Annotated in this window: 15 protein-coding genes; 9 read left to right on the forward strand and 6 right to left on the reverse strand. The window is 35.4% G+C overall.

What is annotated here, in order from left to right; all coding sequences use genetic code 11:
• Positions 1–315: 315 nt before the first annotated feature.
• The 9 genes from FJA49_RS11770 to FJA49_RS11810 all read left to right on the forward strand — a co-directional run bounded on the left by FJA49_RS11770 (position 316) and on the right by FJA49_RS11810 (position 9,193).
• Complete coding sequence (locus tag FJA49_RS11770) at positions 316–1,152, forward strand: hypothetical protein (protein WP_140001115.1); 837 nt, start codon at positions 316–318, stop codon at positions 1,150–1,152.
• A gap of 61 nt (positions 1,153–1,213) precedes the next feature.
• On the forward strand, positions 1,214–1,729 hold the full coding sequence (locus FJA49_RS11775; protein WP_140001116.1) for a hypothetical protein: 516 nt from the start codon (positions 1,214–1,216) through the stop codon (positions 1,727–1,729).
• 3 nt (positions 1,730–1,732) lie between these two features.
• Positions 1,733–2,461 carry a curli production assembly/transport protein CsgE gene (locus FJA49_RS18580; RefSeq protein WP_233590144.1) on the forward strand — a complete coding sequence of 243 codons (729 nt, stop codon included), beginning with the start codon at positions 1,733–1,735 and terminating at the stop codon, positions 2,459–2,461.
• Between the two features lie 16 nt (positions 2,462–2,477).
• Entirely contained in the window at positions 2,478–2,879 is a 402-nt protein-coding gene (locus FJA49_RS11785; protein WP_140001117.1) for a curli production assembly/transport component CsgF, read from the forward strand.
• 1 nt (position 2,880) lies between these two features.
• Complete coding sequence (locus FJA49_RS11790; RefSeq protein ID WP_140001118.1) at positions 2,881–4,293, forward strand: CsgG/HfaB family protein; 1,413 nt, start codon at positions 2,881–2,883, stop codon at positions 4,291–4,293.
• 18 nt (positions 4,294–4,311) lie between these two features.
• The gene (locus FJA49_RS11795) at positions 4,312–5,796 is read left to right on the forward strand and encodes a carboxypeptidase regulatory-like domain-containing protein (RefSeq protein WP_140001119.1); all 1,485 of its coding nucleotides are present in this window, start codon (positions 4,312–4,314) and stop codon (positions 5,794–5,796) included.
• 359 nt (positions 5,797–6,155) lie between these two features.
• The gene (locus tag FJA49_RS11800) at positions 6,156–6,944 is read left to right on the forward strand and encodes an OmpA family protein (RefSeq protein ID WP_140001120.1); all 789 of its coding nucleotides are present in this window, start codon (positions 6,156–6,158) and stop codon (positions 6,942–6,944) included.
• Between the two features lie 78 nt (positions 6,945–7,022).
• Positions 7,023–7,910, forward strand: coding sequence for an OmpA family protein (locus FJA49_RS11805; protein ID WP_140001121.1), 888 nt, complete (start codon positions 7,023–7,025; stop codon positions 7,908–7,910).
• Positions 7,911–8,014: 104 nt separating this feature from the next.
• Positions 8,015–9,193 carry an AIR synthase related protein gene (locus tag FJA49_RS11810; protein WP_140001122.1) on the forward strand — a complete coding sequence of 393 codons (1,179 nt, stop codon included), beginning with the start codon at positions 8,015–8,017 and terminating at the stop codon, positions 9,191–9,193.
• Positions 9,194–9,241: 48 nt separating this feature from the next.
• On the opposite strand, the gene FJA49_RS11815 is transcribed toward FJA49_RS11810, so the two are convergent.
• From FJA49_RS11815 to FJA49_RS11840, 6 genes are all read right to left on the reverse strand, one after another.
• The gene (locus FJA49_RS11815) at positions 9,242–10,087 is read right to left on the reverse strand and encodes a GNAT family N-acetyltransferase (RefSeq protein WP_140001123.1); all 846 of its coding nucleotides are present in this window, start codon (positions 10,085–10,087) and stop codon (positions 9,242–9,244) included.
• Between the two features lie 4 nt (positions 10,088–10,091).
• Positions 10,092–10,451 carry an iron chaperone gene (locus FJA49_RS11820; RefSeq protein WP_140001124.1) on the reverse strand — a complete coding sequence of 120 codons (360 nt, stop codon included), beginning with the start codon at positions 10,449–10,451 and terminating at the stop codon, positions 10,092–10,094.
• Between the two features lie 12 nt (positions 10,452–10,463).
• On the reverse strand, positions 10,464–10,826 hold the full coding sequence (locus FJA49_RS11825; RefSeq protein ID WP_140001125.1) for a heavy-metal-associated domain-containing protein: 363 nt from the start codon (positions 10,824–10,826) through the stop codon (positions 10,464–10,466).
• 135 nt (positions 10,827–10,961) lie between these two features.
• Positions 10,962–11,522, reverse strand: a complete 561-nt coding sequence (locus FJA49_RS11830) for a T9SS type A sorting domain-containing protein (protein WP_140001126.1) — start codon at positions 11,520–11,522, stop codon at positions 10,962–10,964.
• Between the two features lie 10 nt (positions 11,523–11,532).
• Complete coding sequence (locus FJA49_RS11835; RefSeq protein ID WP_140001127.1) at positions 11,533–12,528, reverse strand: coiled-coil domain-containing protein; 996 nt, start codon at positions 12,526–12,528, stop codon at positions 11,533–11,535.
• 11 nt (positions 12,529–12,539) lie between these two features.
• Positions 12,540–14,543, reverse strand: coding sequence for a hypothetical protein (locus FJA49_RS11840; protein WP_140001128.1), 2,004 nt, complete (start codon positions 14,541–14,543; stop codon positions 12,540–12,542).
• Between the last annotated feature and the right edge of the window lie 48 nt (positions 14,544–14,591).

The following is a 14,591-nucleotide window of genomic DNA, read 5'->3' on the forward strand; positions in this document are numbered from 1 at the left end:
GCAAACTATCTCTTACGAAAACGTTAAGTAAATGACATGAAAATATGAATTTGATAATTAATTTTCATGCTATAAATTAAAAATGATGTATTTCGTCCGATTTTTTAAACAATTCATAGAATAATAACAATACCGATGTAATTTTTACGGTTTCCCGTATTGCTTTTTCGAAAAAAGAAATAACTTTGAAAACATGATACCACAATTTTATTCCAAAAATACTTCATTAAGATAAGCTGATAATAGCTTCCCTCTAAGACTTTTTTCGTCCCCCAAATATTAAATTGTAATTATAACCAATTAAATATTTTTATTATGAAAAAAGTGATTTTGAGCATCTCAGTGATGCTGGTAAGTGCAGTTTCTTTTGCACAATTTAATGACAGTAATGTTTTGCAGTTGGGTGGATCCAACAACTCGGCTGTAAATCAAAAAGGATCTTATCAAGATTCAGATGTTAGACAACAAGGAAACAACAACGTTTCTAATGTTACGCAAGGAATCAATCCAAACCCTTCTTCTGCTTCGAATCATAACAAAGCAGATGTGAAACAAGTTGGAAATTCAAACAATGCTTTTATTTCACAAAACAACCTTTACAATGAAGCTTATCAAGTTCAGACAGGAAACAGTAACCAAGCTACTATCTGGCAAGATCAGCTAAATCCTGTTGCTGGAAATGGACATGACTGGGCAAAACAGGTACAGACAGGAAACAGTAACAAAGCAACTATTGACCAGGGTACAAGTGGAAACGAAATGCCATCTGGAGCTCCATTTAGTGCAGAAGCTCTGGGATTTGTGAGTGCTGTAGCAGTGCCATTCATGCCACATGGATACAATGATGCATTACAAACTCAAAACGGAGATTTCAACATTGCCTACACTAGCCAAGGTGGTGAAATGAACGACTCTAAAATTACTCAAACAAGTACTGCTGTAGCTGCTTCTGGAGCTAATAAGGCAAGTCACTATCAGTATGGTAAAGAAAATGACGCTCTGACTACTCAAAACGGATTTGGTCATTTAGACAATACACTTCAAATAGGAAACTTTAACTATTCAAACGTAATGCAAAGCGGTAACAACCAAACTAGCATGAACGTTCAAAAAGGGAACTCTAACATCAACAATGTTACCCAATCTAACTAGTTGAACAATAAAAATGGGGCCGTCAGTTCTGGCAGCCCCATTTTTTATAAAATAAAAAATTATGAAACCCTTATTTTTTAAGCTATTGCTCTTGGGACTTTTTTCTCAAGCCGCTTTGGCACAGGAAGAAGAAAACCCGGGTTACAATCAGTACAGCTCTTCTGTTTTTGGTTCGAAAGAAGAGACCTTGTATGTGGTTTCAAGCATGAACCCGAAACAGAATTCTAATGCCTTGTTCCAAAAAGGAGATATTCTGGTTCAGCAAATAGGAGATTACAATCAGTTCAACGCGAACTTAAAAGCCAATGAAGTCAATGTTTCTGTACTTCAAAATGGTAATGATAATGCCATTTCGCTGTCTAAACAGGCCAATACAATAACACAAAATATTGTGCAATCCGGAAAAAATAATGGAATACAGGATTTTACCTATTACACAAAATATGATGTGAATACGCAAATGATCCAACAAGGAAATAACCAAAATATACAAAATTATGGAACCAATTCCCTTTCAAAAGATATGAAAGTGACGCAGTCAGGAAATGGTTCTTCTGTAATTATATTAAATCAATAAGCCATGCAAAAATATCTTTCCTATAGCTTTTTTATGCTGATGCTTTTTGCACCTGCGGCCTATTCGCAACTAACAAACAGCCAGGTCAAGGCAAAAATACATCTGGAAGAAATTGAAGGAAACGTAAAGATTACCGGTACTGCGGAAAATTTAACCGATATAGTCCAAAGCTTATCGTATAAATTATCAGTAATAAGAAAAAATAAGATTAATAGCAATCAATCCAATAATGCCCAGGAAGGGCTTTTTACTCTAGACCCGAATGAAACAAAAAAACTATCGTCAACCCAGATCAATGTCGGCAAGGATGATGAAATTATTGTCATGCTCCTTTTCTATGATAGCGACAAAAAACTGGTTGGAAAAGATAGGATAGTCATTGGTGAAGAAAAAAAAAAGGATGAAGGATTAATTCCTGCAGATGGTTTTGAATTGTCAGGCATAGTAACCGACGATACAAAGACCAAAGCAGGCAAAGATTTTTATGACCTGTACTTTTTCAAGTACAGCGATTTGAAAATCAACTCCAAAAAGATTGTTATAATAACTGAAGAATTGAGTTTTGCCAGAAATACAAAAATTACAATCAGTATAGATGCTAATCCCTTTTATGAGTTTTTAGTAAACCCCGATGAAGAATTTTTAAGTCTTGTAGCTGAAGAAGCTGTCAATGTTACTTCTGCTTATCTGAAAAATCTGGAAAAACAAAGCCGATATCTCACTCAGTATTAATCTTATTTCTTTAATTATGAAACCTCTAGTTACTGCAATTATCATTTTGCTGGCCTATGCCGCGAATGCTCAGGATCTGGTCTACAAGCCCAGGAATCCAAATTTTGGAGGAGATACTTTTAACTATCAGTGGCTTCTAAGTTCTGCCGAAGCCCAAAACAAACTAAAAGACAATACGGTCACGACCAAGACAAAAACGGAACTGGAAAGTTTTACTGAAAACCTGAATTCACAATTACTGAATTTAGTTTCCAGATCCTTATTCACACAGCAATTCGGGAATAATGGAATCTCTGAAGGGAGCTATACTTTTGGCAGCTTATCTGTTGAAATTTTTCCCTCAGAAAATGGACTGACCGTTACCATTCTGGATACCAATACAGGAGAACAGACACAAGTTATCATCCCAAAATCATAATATGCAGATCAAAAATTACTTAGCGATAGTCCTGATGCTGATGTTGTCCGGATGTGGCGCTTATTTTAATCAACCTGTTAAGATTGAAAAAGCATCCATAGGAGAAATCACGCCGGCAACAACACTTTTGAGAGAATTGCCAAAACCTAAAGAACCCGTAGTGGTTGGGATTTATAAATTTAGGGACCAAACAGGACAATATAAGGCTTCAGATAACGGAAGTACATTCAGTACAGCCGTGACTCAGGGAGCGACTTCTATATTAATCAAGGCATTAGAAGATTCCAAATGGTTTATCCCAATTGAGCGTGAAAACATTGGAAACCTTTTGCAAGAAAGAAACCTGATCCGGTCTACACGCCAGGAATACTCTAAAAACCCGAACTCAAACGAACAGCAGCTGACGCCTTTGTTGTATGCAGGAGTACTGCTGGAAGGTGGCATTGTTTCTTATGATACCAACATCATAACCGGCGGTTTCGGGGCACGATATTTTGGAGTAGGTGGATCCACAAAATATAGACAAGATCGCGTGACGATTTATCTCAGGATGATTTCTACAGCAAGCGGAAAAATACTAAAATCAGTTTACGTTTCTAAAACAATCTTGTCGCAGGCCATTGACCAAAGTTTTTTCAGATATGTCAAGTTCAAAAGACTGCTTGAAGTCGAAACGGGATATTCTACAAACGAACCGGTGCAGATGGCTGTAACAGAAGCTATAGAAAAAGCCGTACAAACTTTGGTGCTGGAAGGAATCAAAGATAAAATTTGGGAAGCTGATGCAGACAAAGAAGAAGTAGACTCGCTGATTTCAAAATTCGAAATGGAAAAAGAAGTTGCTGATGCTACAGGAATCTATGGAAGATACAAAACAGAAAGAAGATCAAAATTTGCAATGGAACTAGCAGGAGGTGCAACACTAATCGATGGCGATTATGACAAATCCTTGTTTCGCCCTATGGGGCGTGGTGCCTTAAAATATTTTTTTACTCCAGGTTTTAATCTGAGTGCCTCTACAAATGTGATCAACCTTGCTAATAAAGACCGTCTCGATGTAGGTTATCTGACTTTCGATTTGAATGCGGAGCTTATTTTATTGCCTAAGGAACAATTTAGCCCTTATGTTTTTGGAGGAGCCGGATTTGGTGCGAATCGCCTTTTTGAAAACACACATGCAAAAGTGCAATACGGTGCCGGATTGGAGTATCTCGCCTCAAAAACAATCGGGATAAAAATTTATGCCGAACACAATCTCAATTTTAGTGACAATATTGACTACTTAAAAAGAGGCGTGCGTGATGATTATTATTTCCGGTTTGGTTTAGGACTGACCTACTATTTCCCGAAAAAGGAACAGAAAATTTATGAAAAATACATCATTGAGGAAGCCCAAAATCCGCTGAAGCAATAATTTTTAATCTTTAAAATCATGAAAAATAGTCTTATAAAATCAGGATTTGTTCTTTTGCTTCTGCTGCTTTCCTGCAGTGAGGAAAAAGTCGATGGAGAAGATTTCGGAACCGTTACAGGAAGAGTGGTTATTGCCAACACGTTTGAACCTTTAGCCAATGCCAAGGTTTTTTCAAACCCAACATCAAGTATTGTTTTTACGGATGAAGACGGAAGGTTTACGATTCCTAAAGTTGTCGTTGGCCAATATTCTTTTCAGGCCCAAAAAGACGGCTACCTCACAAAATTTGAAGCAGCAAATGTGATTAGCAACAGCACAACGGAAATTGTTTTTGAACTGTCTGTATCTACCAGTGGCAATAGGCCACCCAATGCTGCAGTTTTAGCACTTCCGGCAGACAATGCAATGAACCAAAATCGGCAGGTAGTATTGACTTGGACGGCAACAGACCCGGAACAAGATACTTTAAAGTATGAAGTGATATTGAAAAATGATGCTAATGATGAAGAGGTCAGATATTCAGATATTTTGACTCCAACATACACTTTGCAAAATCTGGCTTTTGGCACAAAATATTTTTGGCAGGTTTCAGTCTCTGATGGCGTAAATCCTCCTGTTTTGAGTGCGGTGCGAACATTTACAACCACCTCTTTTCCTGATACCCGTTTTCTTTTTGTCAAAAAACTCAGCGAAAATAATGTCATCTATGCTGGAGATAATTCTGGCAACCAGATACAATTGACAAGCTCAGAAACCAATAGTTGGAGACCTAGAAAAAACAACCAATCCAATAAAATAGCTTTTATCCGTTCCAGCGGTGCGCAAAACCATATCTATACCATGAATCCGGATGGCTCGGGAGTGTTTAAAGTAACGAACACGGTTCCTGTTGCCGGATTCAATCCGGAGTTTATTAATTTTTCATGGAATACTAGTGGAAGCCAAATCATTTATCCAAGTTTTGATAAGTTGTATCGAATAAACAGCAATGGAAGCGGCCTGACCGAGATTTTCCATACTCCAAACGGTAAATTTATTTCTGAATGTGATTGGAGTTATGATGGTTCAAAGATTGCGCTAAAAGTGAACGATGCTAGCGGTTATAATGCTGAAATATACGTGATTACTGCTGAAGGGGCCATTTCAGACCTCGTTATTTCGGGAGTGAATGGAGCTATGGGAAGCCTTAATTTTTCGATAACCGGACAAAAGCTACTTTTTACAAGGGATGTATCTGGTTTTGAAAATCCGGATTACAGACAGCTTGATACCCGAATTTTCCAACATGTTTTCAGTACTCTTACAACCTCAGAAATCAATACCGAAAAGCCGGCTGGAACAGTAGATATTGATGCCAGATATTCGCCAAATGAGGCAGAAGTAATTTTTGTAAATACATCAAATGATTTCATAAGTGCACGAAATATTCAGAAATATCTGATTGGCATAGTAGCGTCAAGAACCACACTGTTTACCAATGCTTCAATGCCAGATTGGGAGTAGAAATAGTAGTGTAAAGTGTTTTGTCTAAGAATATTGCTTTTTATCGATTTTTGACCCAAATAAAGGAGGAATACACTGTATTTAACTTAAATTAGTGATGAAATAAAGAGTTCGATAGAACTTTACCCCATAAGTTTTTACTTATACTTATTTATTTACCCCCATCGTAAATAAATATTTTAATTTGCTCTTAGGATTTGAGTTTTGAAATACAAGTCTGGTTTTAATCAGGCAAACCTAAATTCTAATTTTTCCCGCAAATTAATTCTAAAACTGGTGAGATAGCGAAAGCTATCTCACTTTTTATTTGGTGTAATAAAATTCTGATTCGTCCGTTTATTATTAAAAATAGATAGACCGTGAAGCAAAAAATTACCACAACCTTTTTCTTGTTGTTTTCAATACTTCTTTATTCTCAGGAACAGCAATTTCAAGTATTTTTTGATTTTGATATTTCTGAAACAAATACTACTTCGACAGAGAAATTACAGCAATGGATAGAAAACAATCCAACTGCGGTAGTAGATAAGATCTATGGTTATTGTGACTCCGTAGGTAGTGTGGAATACAATGATGTGCTTTCTTTAAAAAGGGCCAATTACGTTGTAGAAAAACTTAAGAGCAACAATATAAATATAAATGATAAAGCAGAAGTAAAAGGTTTTGGCAAACGCTATAGCCAATCCGGTAGTGCGGCTGCTGATCGAAAAGCGGTTGTTTATTATACTATTCCACCTAAAAAAGAAGCGCCTGTTGTAGAAGAAAGTCTTACGGATCAGACTAAAAATTTAAAAACTGGAGATAAACTCACGCTGAAAAATCTTAATTTCTATGATCGTTCCGGAGTTATTGTGCCTTCATCAGAACCTATATTAAAAGAACTGCTGAGTATTATGGTTGAAAGACCTGATTTAAAAATAGAAATACAAGGGCATATCTGCTGTCAGCCGGGAACAGATTTAGAAAATATTGCCACCATTAGGGCACGGGCGATTTATAACTTTTTACTCGAAAACGGAATCAGTAAGGATAGACTTCAATATAAAGGATTTGGAAGTTCAAGACCTATACATCCAATACCCGAAAGGAATGAAAAAGAACGCAATGAAAACAGAAGAGTAGAAATTATGGTTCTTGAAAGTAAATAGAAACATACTGGTCGCTTGGCCCCATTTTTCTATGTAATAAATAATTTGTTACTTCGTTTTTATTTATAAACCCAACCCATGAAAAATACGGTTCTCTATATCGTTTTTTTGTTCTTTTCGTTAGTTGCCCAGGCTCAGGAAGAATTCTCGGTCTATTTTGACAGTAATAAATATGAACTCAAAAAACAGGAAAACGAAAAACTCCAGAATTTTATTAATACCAATAAAGAGGTCAAAATTGTAGCCATTAATGGGTATACAGATGAAGACGGAACTTCGGGATTTAATGACACGCTGGCACAAAAAAGAGTCAGTTTTATCTATGAAGCAATAAAAGGAAAACTGAAAATCAGAGATGATTTCAAAACCAGAAGCTTTGGTGAAAGGCATAAGCATTCCAAAATAAAATCTGAAAACAGAAAGGTTGTTATTTATTTCCTGCAAGCCAAAGATTTGCCACGTGAAAATGAAATTCTTGGAATAAAAGAAGAGCCTATTGTAAAAAGGCCAAAGGAGATGCCTAAATATCCGCAAAAGATGACTATCCAGAACCCTAATGGTACTTCTTCTGAATTGGTTTTTGATGTTGCCTTTATGGAAAAGCTAACCGTTGCAAAACCTGGAGAAAAATTAAAACTGGAGAACCTCAATTTCCAGCTGAATACATTTGCGATTACGAATGATTCAAGACCTAAAATGTATGAGCTGTTGGAAGTCATGAAAAGAAATCCGCAGATGAAAATACAAATTCAAGGACATATTTGCTGTATGCAAAGTGACAAGCAAGACCTATCAACCAAAAGAGCGAAAGCTATTGCCCGATTCTTAGAAATAAACGAAATAGATAAGGATAGGGTGACCTATAAAGGATTTGGTGTTACCGAGCCGCTTTTTGCCATTCCGGAAAAAAGTGAGGAAGAAAGAGCTGCAAACCGACGTGTTGAAATTGAAATCATAGAGAATTAGTCGATGTTTTGCAAAAGCAGAAAGCCTAAAAATCTATGGCTGTCTGCCAATCGAAACTCAAAAAAACTGATTATCTTTGCGCCACAACAACACAACCTATTTTTATGAGTTCTGATACCAGCAAACGCTATAATTTGCGAGGAGTTTCGGCTTCAAAAGAAGACGTGCATAACGCAATCAAAAACATAGACAAAGGATTATTTCCAAAAGCCTTCTGCAAAATTGTTCCCGATTACCTTACGAATGACGAAGAATACTGCCTCATCATGCATGCTGACGGAGCAGGAACAAAATCATCTTTGGCGTATTTGTACTGGAAAGAAACAGGCGATTTATCTGTTTGGAAAGGCATTTCACAAGATGCCCTGATTATGAATATTGACGATTTGTTGTGCGTTGGAGCAACAGACAATATATTGCTTTCTTCAACCATTGGAAGAAACAAAAACCTGATTCCGGCTGAAGTAATTTCTGCTATCATTAACGGAACAGAAGAACTCATTGAAGAATTAAAATCCTTTGGAGTAACCATCCATTCAACAGGTGGTGAAACGGCTGATGTGGGTGATTTAGTTCGCACCATAATTGTTGATTCTACCGTAACAGCAAGAATTCGAAGAGATAAAGTAGTTGATAATGCCAATATCAGGTCTGGTGATGTAATTGTTGGTTTGGCTTCTTTTGGCCAGGCAACTTATGAGAAATCATATAACGGAGGAATGGGCAGCAACGGACTGACATCTGCACGCCATGATGTGTTCCATAACTATCTTGCTCAAAAATATCCTGAAAGTTTTGATGCTTCCGTACCTTCTGATTTGGTGTATTCCGGTGGCGTAAAATTGACAGACGAAGTAGAAGGTTCACCAATTGATGCGGGAAAACTGGTACTTTCTCCAACAAGAACCTATGCGCCAATTATCAAAAAAATCTTAGACAAGTATTCTCCTGAGCAAATTCACGGAATGGTGCATTGCAGTGGAGGCGCTCAAACCAAAGTGTTGCATTTTGTTGAAAATGTACATGTCATAAAAGATAACCTTTTCCCGGTGCCGCCGCTTTTCAAGCTTATTCAGGACCAATCCAAAACGGATTGGAAAGAAATGTATCAGGTATTCAATTGCGGTCACAGAATGGAAATTTATGTGCCGGAAGAATTGGCTGCCGACATCATAGCGATTTCAAAATCATTTAATGTAGAAGCACAGATTGTGGGAAGGGTAGAAGCTTCAGAAAACAAGAAGCTGACAATAAAAAGCGAATTCGGAACTTTTGAATATTAATCAAAAGCCTTAAAAATAAAAAACTCCCGCAATTGCGGGAGTTTTTTATTACTTCAATTTCAATTCCATTTCATGCTGGACTATATATTTTTCGAATCCTAAAGAAGCCAAGAATGAGGCTGTTTCTTTAGAATTGCCATCTATATTGATTAATGACATTTCATTGCCAAAAGTTGAGGCAATATAATTGAAAAGTTGCTTTCCAAGTCCTCTTCTTCTACATTCTTTTTTAATGGCAAACTGCTGTACTCTTTTAGAGAGAGGATTAAAGATCAAATACCCAAGTAATTGTTCCTTGTCAAAAATCCCAACAGCATGTGTGGTTTCTTTTAAATTTTCAATGGCCGTGATAGAATTTTGCCAGGAAGGTTCCCAATCCCAAAATAGTTTTATGCGTTGCCAATCAAACGATTGTAGCTCTTTGATTTCATAGGTTTTGTCATAATTCTCTATCTGGATAGACCCTTTATAACAGTCAAAATTCCGAACAGTTTTAAAACCTATTTTCTCATAGGTTTTTAATGCAGGAACATTTTCTGCCAGTACTTCAAGCTTAATACTGTCTGTGTTTTCAGCTTTCAAAAGCGGAAGAATATGATTATAAAGTTTGGCAGTGAGTCCGTGGCCTCTTTTTTTAGGGATGATTCCAGTTCCAGCATTATAAGCAAATGATTGTCCATTGATTGTATCATAACCATGAAGTATAAAACCGATTAGTTTGCCAGCTTCAAAAGCCCCGACAGACAATCCAAGGCGCACGCTATCGTTAATGATTTTTGCTTTTAATAGCGGTAATGTCAGGTAAAAGGGAACGCTGTAATCTGAAAAGGAACTGTTGAAAACCTCCAAGATGTCTTCTGTACTGCTTTTTTCAAGCGTTTGAAATTGGATCATTATGTTATTTCTTTTTTTCGGAATTCTGCTTTATTCTAAATGCAGTAATCCTTGCAATCAAATCAAATGGTATGGGTTGGTCTAAAGGAAACTGGACAGAGCCTTTTCCTTTTTTATAAACAGCAAGTTCTTTGTCGAATTCTTCCATACCTTCTGGTGCAGGATAGAAACCGATATGATTTTTGAAAGCAGCAAAATGCACGAGATTTCCATGAAATACAAAAGTAGGAATAGCATATTTAATAGCTTCTGTTGCTTCCGGAGCAGCTTTTTTTATTGTTGTACGAACTTCTTCCAGTATCTTTTGTACTTCATAAGGGAAAGTTGCAATATACGCATCAATATTGTCTGGTTTCGCCGTCATAGTAACTCCCAATTATGCCTTTTTACAGCAATTGTCTAAACTTTCATAAGCAACCATATCCGCCTTAACCTCGTCAGCATCATAACCCAATTTTGAAATAGCCGTTTTGATGGTTTTCAGGTCCGTTTTTGTAGTATTGTAATACACTGTAATGGTCATGTTTTTTTCATCCAGTTCATACATCCTAACACCTTTTATTCGTAGCATATTAGTTTGGAATTTTGACCCGCAGGTTTCACATTCTTTACAATGGTCGCAGTGAATGCTTGTTTTGATAACTGCCTTTTGGTTTTTCTTGCCCTCTTGTCCAAATGAGGCAACAGCAAATAGCATAAAGAATAATAAGATTGATTGTTTTAAGAAAGTGTTTTTCATCAGTTATAAGTTTTGCTTTCTCACAAATATAAGGCAATTTATTTACGGTAAAATCTTTTAATTAAGAGGTATAAGTAAAAAGACTAAAGAATAAAACTTGCAGTCTTGTGTTTGCTCTTTAAGATTCGATAAGAATCAATTTTTAATTATTCTTTTTGAAACTATTGTATTCTTTGAAATGATTTTTACCAAAAACATTTGCGTTGGTTGATCCTTTAAATTTATTTCAATAATCGTTTGTTTTTGAAACTTCTGTTCTAAGATTTTTACCCCAAGAGTATTATATACTTCAACAATACCATCAGTAAGATTGTCTGTTTTGATATAGAATAGGTCTTTACTCGGATTTGGATATATTATTATTTCTCCATCTGTTTTAGCTGGAAAATCATTTGTAGGTGTTTTAGCAGCTATCTGTGGCCCGCAACCGTCTATAGTTTGGGCCATGAAAGCGCCAGTTGTTGGATTAGAAAGAAATCCAGGATTTAGCTCAATATAATCACTGGCATCTAGCTTTATTACAACTGTGCTAGACATTATTGTAGGAGTTGTATTTATTGGTGAAGTCTTAATCCAGGTAGAAGATTCTGTTAGTGCGGTGCTAAAAGTCCCAGTAGGCAAAGTGATGTCAGATAAACATTGTGCCTCTGAATAGAAGTGATAAAATAACAAGCAAAATAAAATTACTTTTTTCATAAGTTATCTTTTAGGATTTGTTATTCTTTTTTCTCAATTCTGAATTTTCTTTTTTTAATGAATCAATTTCTTTTTTCATTTCGATCATATACAACGTCAGCTCTTCTATTTTCTCCATTTGTTTTGCTTGCATTTCACCAAGATCTAAACCTTCTTTTACGAGTTCTTTAGCAGAAGGAATATTTGGGAGGTGTTGATTTTTTTTAATGTATTTTTCAACATCATAAAGAGACATTAGATTATAATCTTCAGCAAAAACATAATCAGACCAATTTGCTGAATTTTGGACTGCAACTTTTACTTTTTCGGTGAGGATGCCGCTTTGTACGATTAGTTTATAATTAGCAGTAGGAATTTTTAAATTAGGATTTGATAAATCAGAAATTATTACTCTTCCCCCTGAAGGGCTTATTACTAAGTTCCCACCTACAGATTCAATTCCGTTTCCTATACCTTTAGTTATCCAGAGTTTTGCAAAATTTGTGGTGCCCCCATCAAAAATATTTACACCTCCGGTTCCTGCATTATAAACTGAAGCATAATTAAGATATAGTGATGAAGTTCCTCCGCCAGAATTGACAATCATATTGCCTGGAGTTATTCGTTGAATAATGGCATCCATATTATTCGCTGGTGCAAATTTTAAAAAATGATTATTGATAGTGACATTACCATTAATATTTGTGTCGCCATTAATATTTGCGCTACCATTAACATCCAATAATCGAGACGGGGTTAAGGTTCCAATGCCTAATCTTCCCTCTTTAGTAAAAGTGAATAATGTATCTGTATCTTTATATACCATCTTCATATCACCGCGTATATTTTCAAAACAAATTTTTGGATATGGTACAGAACTTACAATAGATCCATCTAAACAAACAATGCCTCCTGTACCGGCATTATTTGAAGCAGGAAAAATGACAGGGTTATTGCATTGAGCAGAGGAAATGCAAACAGTGAGAGTAGTAAATAGCGTTAGAAAAACTAAAAGATTTGATTTCATAATTCAAGATTTTAATTACAGTTATAATTTGTTTGTTGGCCTGAGTTTGTGATTATTGAATTTTGGGCTTGAAATCCGGTAAAAGCAGTGTTGGAGTGGAAATCAATATTCGTGAGTCCGGTATAATTGGCATTTGAAAGCATTGAGTATTTGTCATTATAATAATTATTATAAATACTAACATCATGTGATGTGTACATAATATCGTATGGTGGTGATGTGGCGGTTGGGCAATTTATTGCTCTTACATCGTTGGTGATACATTGGGATTTTAGTGGAATTGCAATATTATTTTTTATGTCAATTAAATTATCATGAACATTAATATTACTAGAGGCTTGGTCTAAATATATTGCCCCTAAATAGGATGTTTGGTTTAGGATATAATTATGACTTATTTCTGCACGATTTACTGTGGAAGATAAAGAATTATTTAGCTTAGTAGTGGTTTCTCCCAAATTACTTTCTGTATAAATTCCGCCCCCATCACCTAAAAACTGTTTTGAGCAATCAATTTTGTTATAAGTGATTTTATTATTTGTGCCATGCTCAAAATATCTGTTTAGGCCAAGGCCAAAAGATATTCCTGTATAAGGGAAATTTGAAATAGTATTATGATCAACAATAGTATTTATAGCAAATGCAACGTCAATTCCAACACAGCTAAGGTATTCATTAGCGATATTATTGATAAAATTGTTTTCAATAATATTGTTTTTAACTAATACATGATTGTGTAGAAGTAAATTATTATTTATTGTGCAATAATTAAGATAAGTATCGGGATTTAGATTAGGATTTAAGCAAGGATCTCCAGCATGTTCAAAATCTCCTAAAAGTATGCCGCTTCCAGATATATCTTCAATTCGATTATTGCAGATTCGATTGTTGTTAGATCCAATTTGAAAACCTAATCCTGTTGAACCGATATGAGTAACGATATTGTTTGAAAAATGAATATTGTTACTATATTTAAATGAAATAGCGGCGGGTATTTGTTCTAAACCTAGACTACTATAAGGAGATGGTGCTGGTGGTGTAGCCGTATCGTCAGCCTGATTTGGAGAAAATCCATAGTTGCTTCCAGTAATGCTATTATATTCTGATGCTTGGTTCCATGTTGTATATTTAAAAGTAAGCCCAATAAATTTGATATTATTTATATTCGCTCCATTTATACCTTGACCGTCAATTAATTTTTCAAGTTTTGGCAATACTATGTTTAAAGCATTAATTGTTTCTTGAGTTGTTATATTATTTGAAGGCTTATAATATAGAGTTTGTGTATTTTTGTTAATATACCATTCGTTTTCACTATCAATAAGTTCATAAGCATTTTCTATCCAATTAATTGGTGCACTTTCAAAAGTGGGGTCTTTATGAATATATTTAAAAAAAATTGGATTTATAATGATTTGATTATTACATATTGATTCAACAGGAATTCTATGATTTCTCCAATGCATGCAGGAAACAATTTCCAAATCTTGAATATTACCCCAAGTCGAAAAGTCGTTACACGTTGAGAAATATCCGGTTTTGGTTTCGTATATATTAAAGCTGTCATTGCTTCTGGCTCTTACAGCTTTAGTTCCATTTACATATAGCTGTCTTGAATATAGATTGCCAATAGATGCTTTCCAGATATTTTTAGTTTGATCATGTAATGACCATCCAGTAATTTTTTGCCCACCGCTAATTAAGGGACTCTCAGAGCTATATGATTTATAGATAACATAATGCCCATTATTTCCGCTATCGTTTGAATCAAAAACTAATGTCTGATTCAAGATGTGCTCGCCAGGCAATATATTGATGATAACATCGCCGGTGAGGGGACCGTTGCTGATTATAGTTCTGGCAATGTCTTTTGCTTTTTGCAAATTGACGGCAGTTCCTACAGATAGTCCATCATTTGTATTTGGACCGTTTGGTGAAGCATATATATTGGTTTGTGAATAGACGAATATATAACTGAAAGATAGAAATAAAGAGAATAGTATTTTTTGCTTCATTTTATGAGTTTTTAATAGGAAATAACAAAATTTCTTTAAAAACATAAA

The sequence above is a fragment of the Flavobacterium microcysteis genome, assembly GCF_006385255.1.
Lineage (GTDB): Bacteria > Bacteroidota > Bacteroidia > Flavobacteriales > Flavobacteriaceae > Flavobacterium > Flavobacterium microcysteis.